Annotated in this window: 17 protein-coding genes and 6 pseudogenes; 17 read left to right on the top strand and 6 right to left on the bottom strand. The window is 73.2% G+C overall.

The genetic code is table 11. The annotated features are described in order from the left end of the window. The first annotated feature begins 6 nt into the window (after nt 1-6). From JD77_RS19720 to rny, 10 genes and pseudogenes are all read left to right on the top strand, one after another. Nucleotides 7-1,342, top strand: a pseudogene (locus JD77_RS19720) (aminotransferase class I/II-fold pyridoxal phosphate-dependent enzyme). 146 nt (nt 1,343-1,488) lie between these two features. Continuing rightward, nucleotides 1,489-2,190 (top strand): UdgX family uracil-DNA binding protein, encoded by a 702-nt coding sequence (locus JD77_RS19725; RefSeq protein ID WP_145775651.1) that lies wholly within the window; start codon nt 1,489-1,491, stop codon nt 2,188-2,190. 110 nt (nt 2,191-2,300) lie between these two features. Beyond that, a pseudogene (locus JD77_RS19730) lies at nt 2,301-3,179 on the top strand (acyl-CoA dehydrogenase family protein); the annotation flags it as partial. Between the two features lie 81 nt (nt 3,180-3,260). Continuing rightward, nucleotides 3,261-4,568, top strand: coding sequence for an MFS transporter (locus JD77_RS19735; protein WP_145777672.1), 1,308 nt, complete (start codon nt 3,261-3,263; stop codon nt 4,566-4,568). A gap of 4 nt (nt 4,569-4,572) precedes the next feature. Continuing rightward, a complete protein-coding gene (locus JD77_RS19740; protein ID WP_145775652.1) occupies nt 4,573-4,773 on the top strand; it encodes a DUF3046 domain-containing protein in 201 nt (66 codons plus the stop codon). 184 nt (nt 4,774-4,957) lie between these two features. After that, nucleotides 4,958-5,572: pseudogene (gene recA / locus JD77_RS34765) on the top strand (recombinase RecA); the annotation flags it as partial. A gap of 306 nt (nt 5,573-5,878) precedes the next feature. Further along, nucleotides 5,879-6,436: pseudogene (locus JD77_RS34770) on the top strand (LAGLIDADG endonuclease); the annotation flags it as partial. Between the two features lie 171 nt (nt 6,437-6,607). Then, nucleotides 6,608-7,108 carry a hypothetical protein gene (locus JD77_RS34775; protein WP_387227047.1) on the top strand — a complete coding sequence of 167 codons (501 nt, stop codon included), beginning with the start codon at nt 6,608-6,610 and terminating at the stop codon, nt 7,106-7,108. Nucleotides 7,109-7,322: 214 nt separating this feature from the next. Continuing rightward, nucleotides 7,323-7,829, top strand: a complete 507-nt coding sequence (locus tag JD77_RS19750; protein WP_246140768.1) for a regulatory protein RecX — start codon at nt 7,323-7,325, stop codon at nt 7,827-7,829. Nucleotides 7,830-8,617: 788 nt separating this feature from the next. Next, nucleotides 8,618-10,384: a ribonuclease Y gene (gene rny, locus JD77_RS19755; protein WP_145775655.1), complete on the top strand. Its 1,767-nt coding sequence runs from the start codon at nt 8,618-8,620 to the stop codon at nt 10,382-10,384. Nucleotides 10,385-10,486: 102 nt separating this feature from the next. Here rny and JD77_RS19760 read toward each other — a convergent pair whose 3' ends face one another. The 4 genes from JD77_RS19760 to JD77_RS19775 form a co-directional block, all read right to left on the bottom strand. After that, nucleotides 10,487-11,350, bottom strand: coding sequence for an amino acid ABC transporter permease (locus tag JD77_RS19760; protein WP_145775656.1), 864 nt, complete (start codon nt 11,348-11,350; stop codon nt 10,487-10,489). Continuing rightward, entirely contained in the window at nt 11,350-12,024 is a 675-nt protein-coding gene (locus JD77_RS19765) for an amino acid ABC transporter permease (protein WP_145775657.1), read from the bottom strand. The genes JD77_RS19760 and JD77_RS19765 overlap by 1 nt, the downstream gene beginning before the upstream one ends. A 76-nt stretch (nt 12,025-12,100) precedes the next feature. Further along, nucleotides 12,101-12,961, bottom strand: coding sequence for a glutamate ABC transporter substrate-binding protein (locus JD77_RS19770; protein WP_145775658.1), 861 nt, complete (start codon nt 12,959-12,961; stop codon nt 12,101-12,103). Between the two features lie 58 nt (nt 12,962-13,019). Further along, on the bottom strand, nt 13,020-13,775 hold the full coding sequence (locus JD77_RS19775; RefSeq protein WP_145777673.1) for an amino acid ABC transporter ATP-binding protein: 756 nt from the start codon (nt 13,773-13,775) through the stop codon (nt 13,020-13,022). A gap of 197 nt (nt 13,776-13,972) precedes the next feature. Here JD77_RS19775 and selD point away from each other — a divergent pair, with 197 nt between their 5' ends. Then, nucleotides 13,973-14,962 carry a selenide, water dikinase SelD gene (selD, locus tag JD77_RS19780; protein WP_145775659.1) on the top strand — a complete coding sequence of 330 codons (990 nt, stop codon included), beginning with the start codon at nt 13,973-13,975 and terminating at the stop codon, nt 14,960-14,962. 222 nt (nt 14,963-15,184) lie between these two features. Further along, complete coding sequence (locus JD77_RS19785) at nt 15,185-15,664, top strand: hypothetical protein (protein WP_145775660.1); 480 nt, start codon at nt 15,185-15,187, stop codon at nt 15,662-15,664. A gap of 47 nt (nt 15,665-15,711) precedes the next feature. On the opposite strand, the gene JD77_RS19790 is transcribed toward JD77_RS19785, so the two are convergent. Continuing rightward, nucleotides 15,712-15,945 (bottom strand): DUF2277 family protein, encoded by a 234-nt coding sequence (locus JD77_RS19790; protein WP_145775661.1) that lies wholly within the window; start codon nt 15,943-15,945, stop codon nt 15,712-15,714. 52 nt (nt 15,946-15,997) lie between these two features. Here JD77_RS19790 and miaB point away from each other — a divergent pair. Together miaB and JD77_RS35200 are read left to right on the top strand one after the other, a co-directional pair. After that, nucleotides 15,998-17,257, top strand: a pseudogene (gene miaB, locus JD77_RS19795) (tRNA (N6-isopentenyl adenosine(37)-C2)-methylthiotransferase MiaB); the annotation flags it as partial. Between the two features lie 180 nt (nt 17,258-17,437). Continuing rightward, nucleotides 17,438-17,677, top strand: a pseudogene (locus JD77_RS35200) (tRNA (N6-isopentenyl adenosine(37)-C2)-methylthiotransferase MiaB); the annotation flags it as partial. 148 nt (nt 17,678-17,825) lie between these two features. Here the strand turns inward: JD77_RS35200 and JD77_RS19800 are convergent. Next, entirely contained in the window at nt 17,826-19,034 is a 1,209-nt protein-coding gene (locus JD77_RS19800) for a DUF349 domain-containing protein (RefSeq protein ID WP_145775663.1), read from the bottom strand. Between the two features lie 202 nt (nt 19,035-19,236). Here JD77_RS19800 and JD77_RS19805 point away from each other — a divergent pair, with 202 nt between their 5' ends. The 3 genes from JD77_RS19805 to dapF all read left to right on the top strand — a co-directional run bounded on the left by JD77_RS19805 (nt 19,237) and on the right by dapF (nt 21,841). Next, nucleotides 19,237-19,965: a class III extradiol ring-cleavage dioxygenase family protein gene (locus JD77_RS19805; RefSeq protein WP_145775664.1), complete on the top strand. Its 729-nt coding sequence runs from the start codon at nt 19,237-19,239 to the stop codon at nt 19,963-19,965. Nucleotides 19,966-20,073: 108 nt separating this feature from the next. Beyond that, complete coding sequence (gene miaA, locus JD77_RS19810) at nt 20,074-20,985, top strand: tRNA (adenosine(37)-N6)-dimethylallyltransferase MiaA (protein ID WP_246140769.1); 912 nt, start codon at nt 20,074-20,076, stop codon at nt 20,983-20,985. Nucleotides 20,986-20,992: 7 nt separating this feature from the next. After that, a complete protein-coding gene (gene dapF / locus JD77_RS19815; RefSeq protein WP_145775665.1) occupies nt 20,993-21,841 on the top strand; it encodes a diaminopimelate epimerase in 849 nt (282 codons plus the stop codon). Nucleotides 21,842-21,936 lie beyond the last annotated feature (95 nt).

Below are 21,936 nucleotides of genomic sequence, written 5' to 3' on the forward strand. Positions count from 1 at the left end.
TGATTTGTGTCAGCACGCTATCAGCTCACCGGCGCGACGGCCGCCGCGATTTCGGCAAGCATCGAGTCGGGCGTCCGGGCCGGGGCGCTCCCGGCCGGCGCGGCCCTGCCGCCGGTCCGGGCCCTCGCCGCCGAGCTGGGCGTCAGCCCGGCCACCGTCGCCCGCGCATACCAGGAGCTGCGCCAGCGCGGCCTGCTAGCCACCGCCGGCCGGCACGGCACCCGCGTGCGACCCCGGCCGCCGGTGGCCACCCGCCGCGCCCGGCGGCCGACCCGGCGCCCGGCGCCCGGGACCTGTCCCTCGGCGGGCCCGACACCCGGCTGCTGCCGCCGCTCGGCCCGCACCTGGCCGCCCTCGCCGCCGACGCCGGCGCCCCCTCGGGTACGCCTCCGTCGGCGTCCTGCCCGAGCTGGCCGACGCCGCCCGGGAGCGGCTCGCCGCCGACGGGGTCCCGGCCGACGAGATCACCGTGACCGGAGGCACGCTGGACGGCATCGAGCGGCTGCTCGCCGCGCACCTGCGCCCCGGCGACGCGGTGGCGGTGGAGGACCCGGGCTGGGCCAACCTGCTCGACCTGGTCGCCGCGCTCGGGCTGCGCCCGATCGGGGTGCCCGTGGACGACGAGGGGCCCGCGCCGGCCGGGGTGACCGCCGCCCTCGCCGCTGGGGCGCGGGCGCTCGTGGTGACCAGCCGGGCGCAGAACCCGACCGGGGCGGCCGTCTCCGCCGACCGTGCCGCCGAGCTGCGCGCGCTCCTCGCCGGCCGGCCCGACCTGCTGCTGATCGAGGACGACCACGTCGCCGAGCTGGCCCGCGTACCGCTGCACCCGCTGGCCGGGGCGACCCCGGCGTGGGCCTTCGTCCGCTCGGTCAGCAAGCCGTACGGGCCGGACCTGCGGCTCGCCGTGCTGGCCGGCGACGAGGCCACGGTCGCCCGGGTCGCCGGCCGCGCCCGGCTCGGCGCCGGCTGGGTCTCCACCGTGCTGCAACGCCTCGTCCTGGCGCTCTGGCGCGACCCGGCCACCGCCGGCCTGGTGCGGCGGGCCGCCGAGAGCTACGACCGGCGGCGCGGGGCCCTGCTCGCCGCCCTCGCCGCGCGCGGCCTGCCCGCACACGGTCGCACCGGCATCAACATCTGGCTCCCGGTGCCGGACGAGACCGGCGCGCTCACCGCCCTGCGCGACGCCGGCTGGGCGGTCGCCCCGGGCGCGCTGTACCGGATCGCCGCCGAGCCCGGCCTGCGGATCACGGTCAGCCCGCTCGACGACGCCGACGTCGGACCCCTCGCGGACGCGGTGGCCGCCGCCGTACGCCCGGACGGCCCGCCCGGCTTCGCCGCCTGACGGCCGGTGCCGTCGGGCGCTGACGCGCGTCGATGCGCCTGGTCCGCCTGCGGCGTGAGTCCCGCGTGCCGCCGTGCGTCGCCGTGCGCCGCCGCGCCGGGCCCGCCTGCGGCGTGAGTCCCGCCGCAACGGGTAGAACATTCGCCATGGCCGAGATCGACACCGCCCCGGGCGCCCAGCAGTTCATCCCGCCGCAGGCCGATACCATCGACGACCTGCGGGCCGCCGCGGACGGCTGTCGGGGCTGCGAGCTGTACCGGGACGCCACCCAGACGGTCTTCGGCCGCGGCGGCGAGGACGCAAGGGTGGTGCTCGTCGGCGAGCAGCCCGGCGACATGGAGGACCAGAAGGGGCTGCCGTTCGTCGGCCCCGCCGGCCGGCTGCTGCGCCAGGCCGTGGACGACGCGGGGCTGAACCCGACCGAGCTGTACTTGACGAACGCCGTCAAGCACTTCCGCTTCGAGTTGCGCGGCAAGCGCCGCATCCACCAGACCCCAGACCGGGTGCACATCACCGCCTGCCGGCCCTGGCTGGTGGCCGAGTTCGCCCGGCTGCGCCCCGAGGTGGTCGTGGTGCTCGGCGCGACCGCCGCCAAGGCGCTGCTCGGCCCGTCGTTCCGGGTCACCCGGCAGCGCGGCACGCTGATGCCGTGGCCGGCGTCAGCCCAGCAGCCGGCGGACTTCGCCCGGGTTCCGGTGGACTCGGCCGGGAAGGTCGCCGACGCCCCGGCGGCCCAACTGCTGGCCACCATCCACCCGTCGGCCGTGCTGCGCGCCGACGACCGGGACACCGCGTACGCCGGCCTGGTCGCCGACCTCACCGTCGCCACCCGCGCCCTGGCCGCCTGACAGCCGCCAATCTTGGACAGTTGTCGTTCGGCCGTGACCAGAACTGTCCAAGATTCCGCAACAGGTTCGCCCCTGGGCGCAGCGGGTGAGCGGTGCCACACTCCTGGGGCATGGAGCAGCATCTCTACGAGCCCGTCCACGAAGAGTTCCGGGACCTGTGCCGACAGTTCCTGGCCCGGGAGGCCGTCCCGCACCACGCCCGGTGGGAGGCCGCCGGCCTCGTCGACCGGGAGGTCTGGCGCTCTGCCGGGGCGGCCGGCCTGCTCGGTATGGACGTCGACGCGGAGTACGGCGGCGGTGGGCAGCGCGACTTCCGGTTCAACGCGGTGCTGGCCGAGGAGATCGTCCGGGCCGGCTGCCCCGGGCTCGGCTTCAGCCTGCACAACGACGTGGTGGCGCCGTACCTGACGGAGCTGACCACCGACGACCAGCGCAAGCGGTGGCTGCCCCGATTCTGCTCCGGCGACCTGGTCACGGCGATCGCGATGAGTGAGCCCGGCGCCGGCTCCGACCTGGCCGGGGTCCGCACCGGCGCCGTACGCGACGGCGACCACTGGGTGCTCGACGGGCAGAAGACGTTCATCACCAACGGCGAGCTGGCCGACCTGGTGATCGTGGTGGTCCGCACCGACCCGGAGCGGGGCGCGCACGGCGTGAGCCTGGTCGCGGTGGAGACCGGCACCCCCGGGCTCAGCCGGGGCCGCCGGCTGGAGAAGGTGGGCCTGAAGGCCAACGACACCGCCGAGCTGTTCTTCGACGACTGCCGGGTGCCGGCGGAGAACCTGATCGGCACCGAGAACCACGGCTTCTACCACCTGATGGCCAACCTGCCCCGGGAGCGGCTGAGCATCGCGGTCTCCGCGGTCGCCGCCGCCGAGCGGCTGCTCGCCCTGACCCTCGACCACGCCCGCACCCGGGAGGCGTTCGGCCGGCCGATCGGCACCTTCCAGCACAACCGGTTCCTGCTGGCCGAGCTGGACACCGAGGTCACCATCGCGCGCGGCTGCGCAACGATGGGACGGCTCGGCGCCCCTTACCGAGCCGCCGTCGCCCCCCCGAGGAGCCCCCGATTGGCCACCGACCTGACCCTGCCGGCCCCGAGCCGGCCCGACGTCGCCCGGATCCAGCGCCGGACCGTGCGGCTGCTCGTCGCCACCCAGATCATCGGCGGGATCGGCGTCACCATCGGCTTCGCGGTGGGCCCCCTGTTCGCCGCCCGGATGGCCGGCACCGCCGTGGCCGGCCTGGCCCAGAGCGCCGGCGTGGTGGGCGCGGGGCTGCTCGCCGTACCGATCACCCGGATCATGAGCGGGCACGGCCGCCGGCCGGGGCTGGTCATGGCGTACCTGGTCGGGGCGGTCGGCGGCGTCCTGGTGGTGCTCGCCGCCGTCACCGGCCGGGTGCCGCTGCTCTTCCTCGGCATCCTCCTCTTCGGCGGCGGATCGGCGGCCAACCTCCAGGCCCGCTACACCGCCGTCGACCTCGCCGAGCCGGGCCGCCGGGGCCGGCAGCTCTCGCTGGTCGTCTGGGCCACCACGATCGGGGCGGTGGCCGCCCCGAACTTCGCCGCGCTCGCCGACCGGACCACCTCCGGCTGGGGGTTGCCGCCGCTGGCCGGCCCGTTCGCGTTCAGCGCCGCGGCGTTCGCGCTCGCCGCCGGCGTACTGCTGGTGGCCCTGCGGCCCGACCCGCTGCTCACCGCGCGCCGGCTGGCGGCGGCAGAGGCCCCGACGCCCGGCGGCGGGTCGGCCGCGACCGGCCGGCGCGGCGCCGGCCTGCGGGCCGCCTGGCGGGTGGTCCGCGAGCGCCCGGCCGCCCGGCTGGGCATCGCGGCCGTCGCGGTCGGCCACCTGGTGATGATCGCGGTGATGTCGATGACCCCGGTACGCCTCGGCGAGTACCACGACGACACCGCCGTGCTGCGCGTGGTGGGGATCGTGCTCAGCCTGCACATCGCCGGCATGTACGCGCTCTCCCCGGTGGTGGGCTGGCTCACCGACCGGGTCGGCCGGCGCCCGGTGATCCTCGGCGGCCTCGCGCTGTTGCTCGCCGCGTGCGCGGTCGCCGGCAGCGCCGGGCACCACACGCCCGGGCTGACGGTCGGCCTGGTCCTGCTCGGGCTGGGCTGGTCCGGCACGATGGTGGCCGGGTCCACCCTGCTGTCCGAGTCGGTGCCCGCCGACGTGCGGCCCGGCGTGCAGGGGCTCTCCGACCTCACCATGGGGCTGGCCGGGGCCGGAGCCGGCGCGCTCAGCGGGTTTGTCATGCAGGTGGCCGGCTATCCGGCACTCACCCTGCTGGCGGCGATCGCGACGGTGCCCCTGCTGGCGCTAGCGTTGCGTCCGGCGCCCGGGCGGGCGCCGGACGAGGAGGACTGATCACGTGCGGCTGACCGACTTCTGGGCCCGGCTGGAGGAGGCGTTCGGGCCGGGGTACGCGGCCAGCATCGCCTCGGACCAGGTGCTGCCCCAGCTCGGCGGGCGGACGATCGCCGAGGCGCTCGCGGCGGGTGAGGAGACCCACGTCGTGTGGCGGGCCGTGGTCGCCGCGTATCCCGACCGGGTGCCCGCGCGGCTACGCTGAGCAGCCTTCTCGACCCTTCCGCGTGTCGCTTGCCGGGTCGTACACCTGTTCGGCTATTGTCCACAGCGGGGTGCTCGTCCACAGCTCGCGGCCCGTCGGCTGGTTTTCTGTCGGACCCAGCGCCTAGCGTGTCCGCGTGACGCGAAGCTCAGGAAAGACGCCGGCGAAGGCAGGGGTGGCGACGATGGCGGCAGGGCCTGACCGGGAGAAGGCGCTCGACCTTGCTCTCGCTCAGATCGACAAGCAGTTCGGCAAGGGTTCGGTGATGCGGCTGGGGGAGCGGCCGGTCGTGCAGACCGCCGTGATCCCGACCAGCTCCATCGCGCTCGACGTCGCGCTCGGCGTGGGCGGCCTGCCCCGCGGCCGGGTCATCGAGATCTACGGCCCGGAGTCCAGCGGTAAGACGACGGTCGCCCTGCACGCGGTGGCCAACGCCCAGCGGGCCGGCGGCATCGCCGCGTTCATCGACGCCGAGCACGCGCTCGACCCGGAGTACGCGAAGGCCCTCGGCGTCGACACCGACGCCCTGCTGGTCTCCCAGCCCGACACGGGCGAGCAGGCGCTGGAGATCGCGGACATGCTGGTCCGCTCCGGCGCGCTCGACATCATCGTGATCGACTCGGTGGCCGCCCTGGTGCCGCGCGCCGAGATCGAGGGCGAGATGGGCGACAGCCACGTCGGCCTCCAGGCCCGGCTGATGAGCCAGGCGCTGCGGAAGATCACCGGTGTGCTCAACAACACCGGCACCACGGCGATCTTCATCAACCAGCTCCGCGAGAAGATCGGGGTCATGTTCGGATGTGGATCTTGGGACACCAAGGTCACCCTTGCGGACGGGTCCCAGGAGCTTCTCGGCAAGATTGTTGCTGAGAAGATGGATGTCGAGGTGCTTTCGTACGACGGGGATTTGGGCTGCCTCGCGCCACGCCGAGTGGTGAACTGGTTCAACAACGGCAGGACTGAGGAGTTTCTGCGCTTCAAAGTCGAACGTGCCGGGGGTGGCGCCGGCCATGGTCAAGCGGTCATGTCGATGACGCGTAATCATCTGATCATGACCCCTGGAGGCTGGCGCGAGGCTGGCGAGTTGCTTCCCGGCGATCGCGTGATGCTTGCTCAACCGCATGTGTTGAGCCCGCAGCAGTGGCAGGTCGTGCTCGGTTCGTTGATGGGCGACGGCAATCTTTCTGCTCCTGTCCGCCGCGACGGAGAGAGCGGTCGGTTCCGGATGGGACACGGCGTGAAGCAGGCGGCATATCTCGACTGGAAGGTGGCTCTGCTCGGCAACATCCGTCACAGCCGCACGTCGAACGACAAGGGAGCGGTCTTCGCCGACTTCACGCCGCTCGCCGAGCTCGGTGAGCTGCGACAGGCGGTCTACCTAGGCGACGGCAAGAAGCACCTGAGCTGGGACTACCTCAAGGAGTTGACCCCGCTGGCCCTTGCCGTCTGGTACATGGACGACGGCTGTTTCACGCTGCGATCGAAGGGGCTGCAGATGCGGACCGAGGGTGGTAGCGGTCGCATCGAGATCTGCGTTGAGGCGATGAGCGAGGGTAGCCGGCAGCGGCTCGTCGAGTATCTGCGCGACGGCTGGCGCCTCGACGTGAAGCTCACGAGCCGGGGGCAGCGTGGGATTAGCGTCCTGCAATTCACCACACCGGCTTCCGAAAGGTTCCAGGAGATCGTCGCGCCGTACATCCCCGAGTGCATGGCGTACAAGCTTCTACCGAAGTTCCATGGTCGGTGTGAGGTCAGCCCGCAGTTCACGGAACCCACGATGTACCCGCTACCCGCCCGGATCCTCGATATCGAGGTCAGGCGCGACTACAAAAACATGGACCGGTTCGATATCGAGATCGAGGGTTCGCACAACTATCTCGCCGACGGGATCCTGGTGCACAACAGCCCAGAGACCACCACCGGTGGTCGGGCGCTGAAGTTCTACGCCTCGGTCCGGCTCGACGTACGCCGCATCGAGAGCCTCAAGGACGGCACCGACGTGGTCGGCAACCGCACCCGGGTCAAGGTGGTGAAGAACAAGGTCGCGGCGCCGTTCAAGCAGGCCGAGTTCGACATCATGTACGGCAAGGGGATCTCCCGCGAGGGGTCGCTCATCGACGTGGGCGTCGAGCAGGCGATCATTCGCAAGTCCGGCGCCTGGTACACGTACGACGGCGACCAGCTCGGCCAGGGCAAGGAGAAGGCCCGCGAGTTCCTCCGGGAGAACCCGGACGTGGCCGCCGAGATCGAGAAGAAGATCCTGGAGAAGCTCGGCGTCGGGGTCGGCGCGGGCGACGCCGCCGGTGGCCCGGAGCTGCCGCCGGTCGACTTCTGACCGGTCGCTGACCCATGGCAGGACGACGCGCCCGTACGGGGCGGGGCTGGGACGCCAGCCCGCCCCGTACGGGCGGTGACACGGGCACCCCGCCCGGCCCCAGGCGCCAGCGCCGTGCCCGGCCCGACGGGGAGCGCGGCGCGGGGCCGACAGCGGGGCGCCGCCCCGGGAGGAGGCGGAGGTCGCCCGGGAGATCTGCCTGCGCCAGCTCGCCGTGCGGCCGTGTACCCGGGCCGAGCTGGCCGGGGCGCTCGCCGGGCGGGGGATCTCCGAGGAGGTCGCCGCGCAGGTCCTGGACCGGTACGACGAGGTCGGCATCATCGACGACGCCGCCTTCGCCCGCGCCTGGGTCGCCAGCCGGCACGCCGGCCGAGGGCTGGCCCGGCGGGCGCTGGCCAACGAGCTGCGCCAGCGCGGCGTGGACGGCGACGTGGCCAGCGAGGCGCTCGGCGAGCTGGACGCGGAGATCGAGGCCGAGACGGCCAGGGCGCTGGTCGAGCGGAAGCTGCGTAGTGCCCGGGGCGAGCCCGAGGCCGTCTTCCGCCGGTTGGTCGGCATGCTTGCCCGCAAGGGCTACCCGCCCGGCGTGGCGATCCGGGCGGTGAAGGACGCGCTCGCGGCGCAGAGCGCGGAGGCGGCCGAGTTCGCCGACCGGATCGACGCGGACGCGCTCACCGAGGCCGAGGCGGATCCGGACCGGGACACCCACCCGCTGACCTGACCCACCGGCCCCCCGCGCCTCCGCCTCCCACCCGCGTTGATCATGGACTTGGCGGCGATCCGGGCTCTCCACGTACCGTCAACGCAATGATCGCTGAGCGTGTGCGGGTGGGTCGGGCGAGGGCGGGTGGCGGTCGTTTCGAGGCGGAGGGATCGCCCCTTTGTCCGCTGGCGTCCGGCTTTGGTTTGGCGCTGGGTGACACGCCAACTTCTCTCCGTTCGGGGGGTTTGATCATGAGTTCTTGACCAGACGGCCCCCGGAGACCTAGCCTCGCCATACAGGCTCACATTGCCCGACCAGCGCAGGCTAAGCGCACAACATAGATCGCGTAACGGAACAGCATCACTTTGGCCGGCTCGCCCGGCCTGCGGCGTCAGTTTCGGACAGGCCGGTCCGGAGCTGGTGTGACAACTGCACCCGGCCGCCGGCGGTGTCCCCTGGGCACCGCCGGCGGAGAGAGCTACCCACGGCCAGCCGCTCAGGTCGGGCGTCTCAGAGCCGCAGCGCGTGCCCACCGGCGCGTCACTGCGGTGCCGACGTTCAGGGGAGGCGGCCATGGCGGGGCAGCACAGGTTGACCGGTGGTCCCCATGGGCCGGGTAGTCCGGCCCGGTCGGGCGCGTGGGCGCGACGAGCCCGGGCGCCCTGGCCGGGCGCCCGCCGGCCCGACCGTCGCCGCCGAGGCCCGCGAGGCCGCCGAGACCTGGTCACGGGGGCGGTCGGAGTGCGCCGGCGAGCCGGGTCGGCGGGGCCGACGGCGGCGGCGCGGCCGGTCGGGGCGGCCCGGCCATGAGCGCCTTCGACGTCGTCATCCTCGCGGTGGTGATGGTCCTCACCCTGGTCGTGGTAGGCGCGGTGCTGGTGGGCCTGCGCACCCTGCGTCGCCTCGGCGCGGCACCCCGGCCGGAGGACCCGGCCTTCATCGCGGAGAAGGACCGCCAGGAGCAGTCCCTGGCCGCCCTGCGCAGCGCCGCCGACGAGGCGAACAGCACCATCGACGTGGCCAGGTCGGCGGCCGCGGCGGCGCGGGCCGAGGCCGCGGCCGCGAAGGCGGAGGCGAAGGCGGCGCGGGCGGAGGCCCGCCGGGTGCTCGACGACGCCCGCGCCGAGGCCGACACGGTCCTGGAACGGGCGCACAAGCAGGCCGAGGCGGACGCCGAGCAGTTGCGTACGGCGGCCCGCCGCAGCGGCGAGCGCGAGGTGGCCGTGCTCGCCGCGACCACCCGGGAGCAGGCCGCCGAGGTGGAACGGCGCGCCGCCCGGATGGACGAGCGGGAGCGGCTGCACACCGAGGAGGTGGAGCGGCTGGCCGAGCGGGAGCGGCAGCTCACCGCCGCCAGCGCCGCGCTGGCCGCCCGCGAGTCCGCGCTGGCCGAGCGGGAGCAGGCGCTCGTCGAGGCGGAGGAGCAGCGGCGGCGCGAGCTGGAGCGCGTGGCCGGGCTGACCGCCGACGCAGCCCGCGCCGAGCTGATCGAGGCGATCGAGACGCAGGCCAAGCGGGAGGCCGCGCTGCTGGTCCGGGACATCGAGGCCGACGCCCGCGGCACGGCCGAGCAGCGGGCCCGGCACATCGTCGTCGACGCCATCCAGCGGGTGGCCAGCGAGCAGACCGCCGAGAGCGTGGTCAGCGTCCTGCACCTGCCCGGCGACGAGATGAAGGGGCGGATCATCGGCCGCGAGGGCCGCAACATCCGCGCCTTCGAGTCCGTCACCGGGGTCAACCTGATCATCGACGACACCCCGGAGGCGGTGCTGCTCTCCTGTTTCGACCCGGTGCGGCGCGAGGTCGGCCGGCTCACGCTGGAGAAGCTGGTGCTCGACGGGCGGATTCATCCGCACCGGATCGAGGAGGTCTACGAACTGGCCCGGCAGGAGGTGGACGCGCTCTGCCACCGGGCCGCCGAGGACGCGCTGGTCGAGGTCGGCATCACCGAGATCCACCCCGAGTTGGTCACCCTGCTCGGCCGGCTGCGCTACCGCACCTCGTACGGGCAGAACGTGCTCAAGCACCTCGTGGAGACCGCGCACATCGCCGGGATCATGGCCGCCGAGCTGCGGCTGGACGTGCCGATCATCAAACGCGCGGCGTTCCTGCACGACATCGGCAAGGCGCTCACCCACGAGGTGGAGGGCAGCCACGCCATCATCGGCGCCGACCTGGCCCGCAAGTACGGCGAGAGCGAGGACGTCGTCCACGCCATCGAGGCGCACCACAACGAGGTGCCCCCGCAGACCATCGAGGCGGTGCTCACCCAGGCGTCGGACGCGTGCTCCGGCGGGCGGCCGGGGGCGCGGCGGGAGAGCCTGGAGGCGTACGTCAAGCGGCTGGAGCGGATCGAGGAGATCGCGGCCGGGAAGGTCGGCGTGGAGAAGGTCTTCGCCATGCAGGCCGGCCGGGAGATCCGGGTGATGGTCAAGCCGGAGGACGTCGACGACATCGGCGCGGCGGTGCTGGCCCGGGACGTGGCGAAGCAGATCGAGGAGGAGCTGACGTACCCGGGGCAGATCCGGGTGACGGTGGTCCGCGAGTCCCGGGTCACCGAGATCGCCCGCTGAGCCACCGAGATCGCCCGCTGAGCCGGCCCGACACGACGACGAGGCGAGGCAGGGAAACGTCGTTCCCTGCCCCGCCTCGTCGTGCGTACGGCCGCGCCGCCGTCAGCCCTGCGGTTCCACCACCGTGGCGTCGGTGGCCGGCCGTGGGGCCCGGAAGGCGCGCCGCTGGGTACGGCCGCTCAACCAGCCGGCGAACGCCGTCAGCAGCGAGTTGATCACGATGTAGATGGCGGCGACCACGATCGCGGCGGCGACGATGTTCCCACGGTTCGCGGCGAGGTCGTTCACGCCACGCTGGAGCAGCTCGGGGTAGGCCACGATGTAGCCGAGCGCGGTGTCCTTGAGCAGGACCACGAGCTGGCTCACGATCACCGGCAGCATCGCGCGCGCGGCCTGCGGGAGCAGGATCAGCTGCATGACCTGGCTCTTGCGCATGCCGATCGCGTACGCGGCCTCGGCCTGGCCGCCGGGCACCGACCGGATGCCGGCGCGGAACGCCTCGGCGAGCACCGAGCCGTTGTAGAGGGTGAGCCCGATGACCACGGCCCAGAACGCCGGCACCGGCCCCTGGATGAGGAACGGCACGCCGTAGAAGACGAAGAAGATCATCAGCAGCAGCGGGACGGCGCGGAAGAACTCGACCACCGCGCCGGCCGGGATGCTGATCCAGCGGTGGTCGGAGAGCCGGGCGACCGCGAAGACGATGCCGAAGGCCAGCGACAGCAGCATGCCGACGGCCGCGGCCTGAAGGGTGGCGCGCAGACCGGGCCAGATGAACTGGGTCCAGGTGGCAGGCTCGGCGAAGGGCTGCCAGAGGCTCGCCTCCCACTGCCCGGCCTCGTCGAACCTGCGGTAGACCCACCACAGCAGGGCGACCAGGCCGACGCCGAAGACCAGCGTCAGGACCGCGTTGCGGGTGCGCGCCCGCGGGCCGGGGTGGTCGTAGAGGACGGAGTTGGTGCTCATCAGCGCTTCACCGCCAAGCGGTTGGCCAGCCAGCCGAAGAGGTAGCCGGTGGGGATCAGGAACGCGGCGAACGTGCCGGCGAAGACCAGGAAGATCGGGATGACCGCGTCGCCGTTGCTGTTGATCAGGTCCTTCATCACGTTGGAGGACTCCATCAGGCCGATCGTGCCGACGATTGTGGCGTTCTTGCAGAGCGCGATCAGGATGCTGCCGAGCGGCGCGACCACGGACCGGGCGGCCTGCGGCAGTACGACGATCCGCAGCGTCTGCGCGAAGGTCAGGCCGATTGCCCGGGCGGCCTCGGCCTGGCCGGCGGGGACCGTGTTGATGCCCGACCGGATCGCCTCGCAGACGAACGCGGCCGTGTAGACCGACAGGCCGATCACGCCGAGCCAGTAGTTGTTGAGGTCGAGGTCCTCGGCGAGGCTCAGCCCCAGGGTGGAGAAGAGGCCGAAGTAGCAGAAGAAGACGACCAGGGTGAGCGGGGTGTTGCGGAAGATGTTGACCCAGGCGGCGCCGAAGCCGCGCAGCACGGGCACCGGCGAGACCCGCATCGCGGCGAGCAGCACGCCGAGCAGCAGCGCGAACACCGCGGACGCGCCGGTCAGCTTGAGGATCCAGAGGAAACCCGACAGGAAGGCGTCGAAGTTCGTCGGATCAGCGAATACGTGCATTCGTCGGCTCCCGGAACGTGGTCGGCGTCGTGACAGGCCAGGGCCGGCATCCCGTGGATGCCGGCCCTGGTGCCGTTCAGCTGCAGTTGGTCAGCTTGGTGGTGTCCAGCTCGGGCGCGGCCTTGCCGCTCTTGCCCAGCGTGTTGTCCCAGGCGGCCTTGTAGCTGCCGTCGGCGGCGGCGGCCTTGAGGATCTCGTTGATCTTCTCGCAGCCGGCCTTGTCGTCCTTCTTCAGGCCGATGCCGTACGGCTCGGTGGAGAAGGGCTTGCCGACGACCTTGAACTTGCCGGCGTACTGGGACTGCGCCGCGTAGCCGGCGAGGATGATGTCGTCGGTGGTCACCGCGTCGACCTTGCCGTTCTCCAGCTGCGGCAGGCACTTCGAGTACGAGTCGAACTGCTGGAGGTGGGCCTTCGGGTAGTCGCTCTGGATCCGCTTGGCCGGGGTGGAGCCGGTCACCGAGCAGACCGTCTTGCCGTCCAGGCCCTCCGGCCCGGCGAGCGTGGAGTCGGCCTTGACCAGCAGGTCCTGGCCGGCGATGTAGTACGGGCCGGCGAAGTTGACCTTCTGCTTGCGCTCGTCGTTGATCGTGTAGGTCGCCACGACGAGGTCGACGGTGCCCTGCTGGATGAACGGCTCACGGTTGGACGACACGGTGGTCTTCCACTCGATGTTGCCGGCGTCGACGCCGAGGCCCTTCGCGATGATCTTGGCGATCTCGACGTCGAAGCCCTCGTACTGGCTGCCGGTCTGCAGGCCGAGGCCCGGCTGGTCGGCCTTCACGCCGATGACGAGCTTCTTCTGGCTCTCGGCCTTGCCGACGATGCCCTTGGCGCCCGAGCTTCCGGACTCGCTGCCGCTGTCGCCGCCACAGGCGGTCATCGCCAGGGACAGGGCGGCGACGGCGGCGACCGCCGCAACGCGCTTGATACGCATACTTTCTCCTTCTTCGACTGGAGCCCGTCGGGGGACGACGCGCTCCGCTGACGGACGCTCAGTGCGTCAGGATCTTCGACAGGAAGTCCCTGGCCCGCTCGCTGCGGGGGTTGGCGAAGAACTCGGCCGGCGGGGCGTCCTCCACGAGCTGCCCGTCGGCCATGAAGATGACCCGGTTCGCGGCGTGCCGGGCGAAGCCCATCTCGTGGGTGACCACGACCATGGTCATGCCGTCGCGGGCCAGCGAGGTCATGACCTCCAGCACCTCGCCGACCATCTCGGGGTCGAGGGCGCTGGTCGGCTCGTCGAAGAGCATCGCCTTGGGCTGCATGGCCAGCGCGCGGGCGATCGCCGCCCGCTGCTGCTGGCCGCCGGAGAGCTGGGCCGGGTACTTCTCGGCCTGGTTGGCGATGCCGACCCGGTCCAGCAGGGCCAGTGCGCGCTCCCGCGCGGCGGCCGGCTTCTCCCTGCGGACCTTGACCGGGCCGAGGGCGACGTTCTCCAGGATGGTCTTGTGCGCGAAGAGGTTGAACGACTGGAACACCATGCCGACCTCGCTGCGCAGCTTGGCCAGCGCCTTCCCCTCGGCCGGCAGCGGCCGGCCGTCGAAGGTGATGCTGCCGGAGCTGATCGGCTCCAGCCGGTTGATGGTGCGGCAGAGCGTGGACTTGCCGGAGCCGGACGGGCCGATGACCACGACCACCTCGCCCCTGCCGATGGAAAGCGAGACGTCGTCCAGCACGTGCAGCGGCCCGAACCACTTGTTGACCGAGTCCAGCACGATGAGCGGTTCGCCCGTCGTCACGTCGTCCACCGTCCCTGTCATCGCCTACGACCGCGGGTCGGATGACCCCCGGTGCGGCAACTTTAGGCGGGCCGACGTGGCAGAACGCAATCTGGTTGGTCACGGAGCTGTAACACCGGTTCCGATCGTCGTCTCGAGTCCGAAAATTCGTCGCGTCGGGGGCGATCCGGGTGGCGAGGTCAACGCAGCCCGGAGATCATGTGGGCATGACCGGACCTGTGCGCCTGACCGAGTACGCCCGGGGCGGCGGCTGCGCGTGCAAGATCCCGCCGGGCGAGTTGGAGGCCATGGTAGCCGGACTCGTCCCGGCCTGCGGCACCGCCGAGCTGCTGGTCGGGCTGGACGACGGCGACGACGCCGCGGTGGTCCGACTGGACGAGCGTACGGGGCTGGTGAGCACCGCCGACTTCTTCACCCCGGTCGTCGACGACCCGTACGACTGGGGCCGGATCGCCGCCGCCAACGCGCTCTCCGACGTGTACGCGATGGGCGGCACCCCGCTCGTGGCGCTGAACCTGCTCTGCTGGCCGCGGGAGAAGCTGCCGCTGGAGCTGGCCCGGGAGGTGCTGCGGGGCGGCCAGGACGTGGCCCGGGAGGCCGGCTGCCATCTGGCCGGCGGGCACAGCGTCGACGACGACGGCCCGAAGTACGGGCTCGCGGTCACCGGCGTCGTCCGCCCGGAGGAGCTGATCACCCTTGATGCCGGGCGGCCCGGGCTGCCGCTGTCGCTGACCAAGCCGCTCGGCGTCGGCGTGCTCAACACCCGGCACAAGGTCACCGGCGAGCGCTTCGGCGAGGCGGTGGCCTCGATGGCCGCGCTGAACCGGGACGCCGCCCGCGCGGCGGTCGCCGCCGGCGTCCGGTGCGGCACCGACGTGACCGGGTTCGGGCTGCTCGGCCACGCCTCGAAGCTGGCCCGGGCCAGTGGTCTCACGGTCGCCGTCGACGCGGCCCGGGTGCCGTACCTGCCGGGCGCGCGCGAGGCCGTCCGGGACGGCTACGTCAGCGGCGGCACCCGCCGCAACCTGGACTGGGTGACCCCGTGGACGGACTTCGGCGCGGCCGGCGAGGCCGAGCGGCTGCTGCTGGCCGACGCGCAGACCTCGGGCGGGCTGCTGGTGGCCGGCGAGCTGCCCGGGGCCACGGTGATCGGGGAACTGCTGCCGCGCGGCGAGCACCTGGTCGTGGTGCGCTGACGCGGCGCGGGTCGCGGGTGCGGCCTGTCGGGGTGTGGAAACGCGCACCATACCCGATAAACTGTCATCTTCCTGTCACTCGGAGCGATGACGCTCCAGGAAATTTTGCCCGGAATGGTCACAGACCGGTAACTTGCCCCCGCCTGGGGCCATATGCACCCCACCATCGTCAGTAAGGCCCGATCCGGAGGCCGGTGGGACGAAACGCAGCGAGGAGGCGGCATGACCGAGCTGTGGAACTGGAGAATCGATCGGGTACCCCCGGTGGAGGTCTACCCGGCGCTCGCCGAGGCGCTGGGGCGGGTGGTGATGCCGCTCGCCGTGGCCGACCCGGCGCGGCTGCCCACGTACGCGGTGATCTGCGACGTCTGGCAGGCGCCGGGCGAGTTCGGCACGGTGGTGGACTGCTACGGGGTGCCCGAGCGCCTGCCCGAGCTGCCCAGCGTCGCCGCGCTCGCCCGGCTGCTCGACCGCGGCTGCGTGCTGCGCGACGACACCCTCGACGCCGGCCGGCACCTGCTCGTCGCGCCCGACGGCACGATCCGTCCCGTGCACTTCGAGGTCACCGAGACCGACGACGGCGAGGTGCTGCGCGGGCAGCGCCTGTGCACGCTGGCCCACCCCGCCTGCCGCGGCTGGTCCCGGTGCCACCGCTCGAAGTGGGCCCCCGACTCGGTCGTCCCGGCTCGGGCCGCGGCCTGACCTGGCCGCGGCCAGGGAGAACCCGCCGCGGGGGAGGCGGCGGGCCCTCAGCTCCGGGCCGCCGGCTGCCGGCCACCGCCCCGGACCACCAACTGCTCCAGCAGGGTCGCGGTGGCCTCCGCGACGGCGGCCACCGCCGCGTCGAACGCCGCCGCGTTGTGCGGGGCGGGCGAGCGGAACCCGGAGATCTTCCGGACGTACTGCAGCGCGGCCGCCTCGATGTCGGCCTGGGTCACCTCGGGCGCGTACGGCTCACGCAGGGTCTTGATGCTTCGGCACACGGCTCCTCCTCGTTCGGTCGGACAGGCGGGGCCCGGATACGCTGTCCGGGTCATGACTACCGCAGCGGCGGGCAGCCCGCGCACCTATCAGGTGCGCACCTACGGCTGCCAGATGAACGTGCACGACTCGGAGCGCATTTCCGGCCTGCTGGAGCAGGCGGGCTACGTGCGCGCGGCCGAGGCCGACGACAGCCCCGACGTGGTGGTGTTCAACACCTGCGCGGTCCGGGAGAACGCCGACAACCGGCTCTACGGCAACCTCGGTCACCTGCGCCCCGTCAAGGACAGGCACCCGGGGATGCAGATCGCCGTCGGCGGCTGCCTCGCCCAGAAGGACCGCGGCGACATCGTCCGCAAGGCCCCCTGGGTGGACGTGGTGTTCGGCACGCACAACATCGGTTCGCTGCCGGTGCTGCTGGAGCGGGCGCGGCACAACGCCGCCGCCGAGGTGGAGATCCTCGAATCCCTCGACGTGTTCCCCTCGACGCTGCCGACCCGCCGCGAGTCGACGTACGCCGGCTGGGTGTCGATCTCGGTGGGCTGCAACAACACCTGCACGTTCTGCATCGTGCCCGCTCTGCGGGGCAAGGAGAAGGACCGCCGCCCGGGCGACATCCTGTCCGAGGTGCGCGCCCTGGTCGACGAGGGCGTGCTGGAGGTGACCCTGCTCGGGCAGAACGTCAACTCCTACGGGGTCGAGTTCGGCGACCGGTACGCCTTCGGCAAGCTGCTGCGCGCCTGCGGGGACATCGACGGGCTGGAGCGGGTCCGGTTCACCAGCCCGCACCCGAAGGACTTCACCGACGACGTGATCGCCGCGATGGCCGAGACGCCCAACGTCTGCCACTCGCTGCACATGCCGCTGCAGTCCGGCTCCGACGACGTGCTGCGGGCGATGCGCCGGTCGTACCGGTCGGACAGGTACCTGGGGATCATCGAGAAGGTCCGGGCGGCGATGCCCGACGCGGCGATCACCACCGACATCATCGTCGGGTTCCCCGGCGAGACGGAGGCGGACTTCCAGCGGACCCTCGACGTGGTGCGCGAGGCCCGGTTCGCCTCGGCCTTCACATTCCAATACTCCAAGCGCCCCGGCACCCCGGCGGCGACCATGCCGGACCAACTGCCCAAGCAGGTCGTGCAGGAGCGCTACGACCGGCTGATCGCCACGGTGGAGGAGATCACCTGGGCGGAGAACAAGAAGCTGGTCGGCGAGACCGTCGAGGTGCTGGTCGCGGTCGGCGAGGGCCGCAAGGACGAGCGCACGGGCCGGATGTCCGGCCGGGCCCGCGACGGCCGCCTCGTCCACTTCGCGACGGGCGCAGCCGGAGCGAACAGCCAGCGCGGTGCGACGGGCGCAGCCGGAGCGAACGGCGACCACGGTGCCACGGGCGCAGCCGGAGCGAACGGCGACCACGGTGCCACGGGCGCAGCCGGAGCGAACAGCCAGCGCGGCGCGACGGGCGCAGCCGGAGCGAACGGCGACCACGGCGCGACCGGGTCGTTGGCCGGGCGGATCCGCCCCGGCGACATCGTGCACACCACCATCACGTACGCGGCCCCGCACCACCTCAACGCCGACGGCGAGCCGCTGTCGCACCGGCGCACCCGGGCCGGCGACGCCGTCGAGGCGGGCCGCTCCCCGCGTACCCCGGGGGTGCTGCTCGGGCTGCCCGCGGTCGGCGCGCCGGCCGCGGCGCCCGCGTCGGCGACCGGCTGCGCCGCCCACTGACGGCGGCGGGTCCCGGGCCGGCCAGGCCGGCGGGGCGGCCTGCTCCGGCGGGTGTGGAGCTGATGGCGGGGACCAGAGCGCGCTCCACGACGCCGGAAGGCCCGGTCCCGCGGGACCGGGCCTTCCGGCGTCGTGCGTGGGCGTCGGCTCAGCCGGCCTGCTCGGCGAGCTGGAGGAACTGCCGCTTCGAGGACAGCGCCTGCTCGGCCTCCTTGATCCGCCGGGCGTCACCGGCGGCCTGGGCCCGGGCCAGCCGCTCCTCGGCCTCGGCGACCTGCGCGCGCATCTGCGCGAGCAGCGGGTTGTCCTCCTTGGTGGTTCGCCGCCACGCCGAGTCCATCACCTCGCGGACCCGCTCGTCGACCACCCGCAGCCGCCGCTCCAGGCCGGCCGCGGTCTCCCGCGGCACCCGGCCCGCCTCGTGCCACTGCGCCTGGATCTCCCGCAGCTTGGCCTGGGCGCCCTTGGGGTCGGCGTCGACGTCCAGCGTCTCCGCCTCGGCCAGCAGCGCCTGCTTGCGCTCCAGGTTGGCCCGCTGCTCGTTGTCGCGGGCCGAGAAGACCTCGCTGCGCTGGGTGAAGAAGTGGTCCTGGGCCGCCCGGAAACGCTCCCAGAGCCGCTGCTCGGCCTCCTTGGAGGCGCGCGGGGCGGCCTTCCACTGGGTCATCAGCTCCTTGAGCTGGTTGGCGGTGGCCGCCCAGTCCGTGGAGTCCTTCAGTTTCTCGGCCTCGGTGACCAGCTCCTCCTTGACCTGCTGCGCCTGCTTGCGCTGCGCGTCAAGGGAGGCGAAGTGGGCGCCCCGGCGGCGGGTGAAGCCGTCCCGCGCGGCGGCGAACCGCTTCCACAGCTCGCCGTCGGTCTTCTTGTCGACCCCGCGGATCGTCTTCCACTCGTCGAGGATCTCCTTCAGCCGGTCCCCGGCGGTCTTCCAGCCGGTCGACTCGGCGGCCAGCTTCTCGGCCTCCTCGACGAGGGACGTCTTGCGGGCCAGCGCCTCGCTCCGTGCGGCATCCCGGGCGGCGCGGGCCTCCCCGGCCTTCTCCTCGGCGACCGCGGCCAGCTTGTCCAGCCGTGCGGCCAGGGCGTCGATGTCCCCGACGACGTGGGCCTCGGCCAGCGAGGCACGGATCCGGCGGACCGTGCTCAAGGAACCGCCGGCGTCCGCCGCGCCCGAGTTGAGCCGTGCCTCGGTCAGGTCAACCTCGGTGACCAGGTCCGCGAAGCGCCGGGCGAAGTGCGCCAGGCCCTCCTCCGGCGACCCCGCCTGCCAGGAACCGACCACCCGCTCGCCCTCGGCGGTCTTGACGTACACGGTGCCGTCCGCGTCCACCCGTCCGAAGGCCGTCCAGTCGCTCATGTGCCCATCCTCGTTCTCCCGGCGTCGACGGGACAGCCCCCTCGATCGCCGCCACGGCGCAGCAAGTTACTCCCGGCATTGTCACAGGTCCGACCCGGTCCGCGTCGAGCGCCTGTCGTCGACCGTGACCATACGGTGTCCTAGGGCCCGGACGGTCGGATCGGAGCGGGGACGCACCGGCGGATACGACTACGGTGGACCCGTGCCTCTGGTTGCCGCCGCCGTCTGCCCCCACCCACCCCTGATCGTGCCCGAGTTGGCCGGCGCCGCCGCCGCTGAGCTGGACGAACTCCGCGCCGCCTGCGACGCCGCGATCGCCCGCCTCCACGCCTCCGGCGCCCGCCGCATCGTGGTGGTCGGCACGGGTGAGCGGACGGCCGACCTTGATTTGCCGTACCGGGGCACCTTCGCGCCGTGGGGACTGCCCCTGGAGGTTCGGCTCGGGCGGCACCCCGACGACGTCGTCGGCACGGATGAACTACCGCTCAGCCTGCTCGTGGGAGCCTGGCTTCTGCGGCGGGTGCGCCCGGGGGCGCCGCTCGGCTGGCGGATGGTCTCGGTCGCGCCCGACGAGTCGGCTGCGCGGTGTGCCGCCGGCGGAGCCAGGATGGGGCCGGCGAACCAGCCGTGGGCGCTGCTGGCGATGGGGGACGGGTCGGCCTGCCGGGGCCGGCAGGCGCCCGGCTACGACGATCCGCGCGCGCCCGCGTACGACGACGGGGTGGCCCGGGCCCTGGCCGACGCGGACGCCGAGGCCCTGCTCGGCCTGGACCCGGCCCTGTCGGCGGAGCTGAGGGTCGCCGGGCGGGCGCCCTGGCAGGTGCTGGCCGGCGCGGTCCGGGCGGCGGGCGGCGACTGGCGCGGCGACCTCGGCTACCACGCGGCTCCCTACGGCGTGTCCTACTTCGTCGCCAACTGGGACCGGTTGTGAGCGCGAGGAGTGAGCTTGCGAGCCCCGCGGTCGCGAACGAAGGGCGGGCTCTGTGAGCGCGAGGAGTGAGCTTGCGAGCCCCGCGGTCGCGAACGAAGGTGGGGCTCTGTGACGGGCACGGTCGTGGCGGTGGTCGGGCCGACCGCCGCCGGCAAGTCCGCGCTGAGCGTGGCGCTCGCCCACGCCCTCGGCGGGGAGGTGGTCAACGCCGACTCGATGCAGCTCTACCGGGGGATGGACATCGGCACCGCGAAGCTCACCCCGGCCGAGCGGCAGGGGGTGCCGCACCACCTGCTGGACATCTGGGAGGTCAGCGAACCGGCCAGCGTCGCCGAGTACCAGCGGCTGGCCCGGGCGGCGGTCGACGACATCCTCGCCCGGGGGAAGGTGCCGCTGCTGGTCGGCGGCTCCGGGCTGTACGTGCGGGCGGTGCTGGAGCGGTTCGAGTTCCCCGGCACCGACCCGGAGCTGCGTCAACGGCTCGAACGGGAGCTGGCGGAGGTGGGCCCGGCCCCGCTGTACGCGCGGCTGCGGGAGGCGGACCCGGCGGCGGCGGCCGGCATCCTGCCCGGCAACGGCCGGCGGATCGTGCGGGCGCTGGAGGTGATCGAGCTGACCGGTGCCCCGTTCACCGCGTCGCTGCCCGAGCCGACCCCGTACTACCCGTCGGTGCAGCTCGGGGTGGACCTGGACGCCGCGCTGCTGGACGAGCGGGTCGCGCTGCGGGTGGACCGGATGTGGGCCGACGGCCTGGTCGCCGAGACCCGGGACCTCGTCGGCCGGGGCCTGCCCGAGGGCCGGACGGCCAGCCGGGCGCTCGGCTACCAGCAGGTGCTGCGCTTCCTGGCCGGCGAGCTTACCGAGGCCGAGGCGCACGACGAGACCGTACGGGCGACCCGGCGCTTCGTGCGCCGGCAGCGCTCCTGGTTCCGCCGCGACCCGCGGATCCACTGGCTGGACTCGGCCGAGCCGGGATTTGTCGAGGCCGCCCTGCACCTGGTCACCGTGGGTGCGGAATGATGGGGGCGTGGAGTTCACCAAGGGCCACGGCACCGGCAACGACTTCGTCCTCCTGCCCGACCCGGACGGCACGCTCGACCTGACCCCCGGCCTGGTGGCCGCGCTCTGCGACCGGCGGCGCGGCCTGGGTGGGGACGGCGTGCTGCGGGTGGTGCGGGCCGCGAAGCACCCCGAGGGCGCCGGGCAGGCCGGCGACGCCGAGTGGTTCATGGACTACTGGAACTCCGACGGCTCGTTCGCCGAGATGTGCGGCAACGGCGCCCGGGTCTTCGTCCGCTACCTGGTGGCGACCGGCCTGGCGGCGCCCGTCGGCGGGCTGCTGACCGTGGCCACCCGGGCCGGCGTCGTGCGGGCGCGGGTCGAGGGGGAGGCCATCGCCGTCGAGATGCGCCGCCCCCGGCTGTACGGCACGGCGACCGCCACCCTGGGCGGGCTGACCCTGCCCGGCACCGCGGTGGACGTCGGCAACCCGCATCTGGTCTGCGCGCTGCCGGCGGGGCTGGAGTTGCCGTCGCTGGACCTCACCCGGGCCCCCGACGTCGATCCGGCGGCCTTCCCGAACGGGGTGAACGTCGAGTTCACGGCCCCCGGTGCCCCGGTGGACGGCGCGGACGGGCACGAGCTCATGCGGGTGTACGAGCGGGGCTCCGCCGAGACCCTGTCCTGCGGCACGGGCGCGTGCGCGGTGGGCGCGGTGGCGCTGCGCGACGCCGGCCTCGACACGGGCACGGTGGCGGTCGACGTTCCCGGCGGCCGGCTCACGGTCACCGTGACGCCCGACACCTGCTGGCTGTCGGGCCCGGCGATCCTGCTGGCCACCGGCCAGGTGGACCCGGCCGCCCTCCCCCCGGCGTAACCGCCCCCCCGGCCCCGCCCCGCCCGGCCCGCGCTCACTCGCCCGCCCCCGCCCCGTTGATCAAGAGGTTTGCGTCGAAATGCGGGCCCCGGATG

Source organism: Micromonospora olivasterospora, from assembly GCF_007830265.1.
Lineage (GTDB): Bacteria > Actinomycetota > Actinomycetes > Mycobacteriales > Micromonosporaceae > Micromonospora > Micromonospora olivasterospora.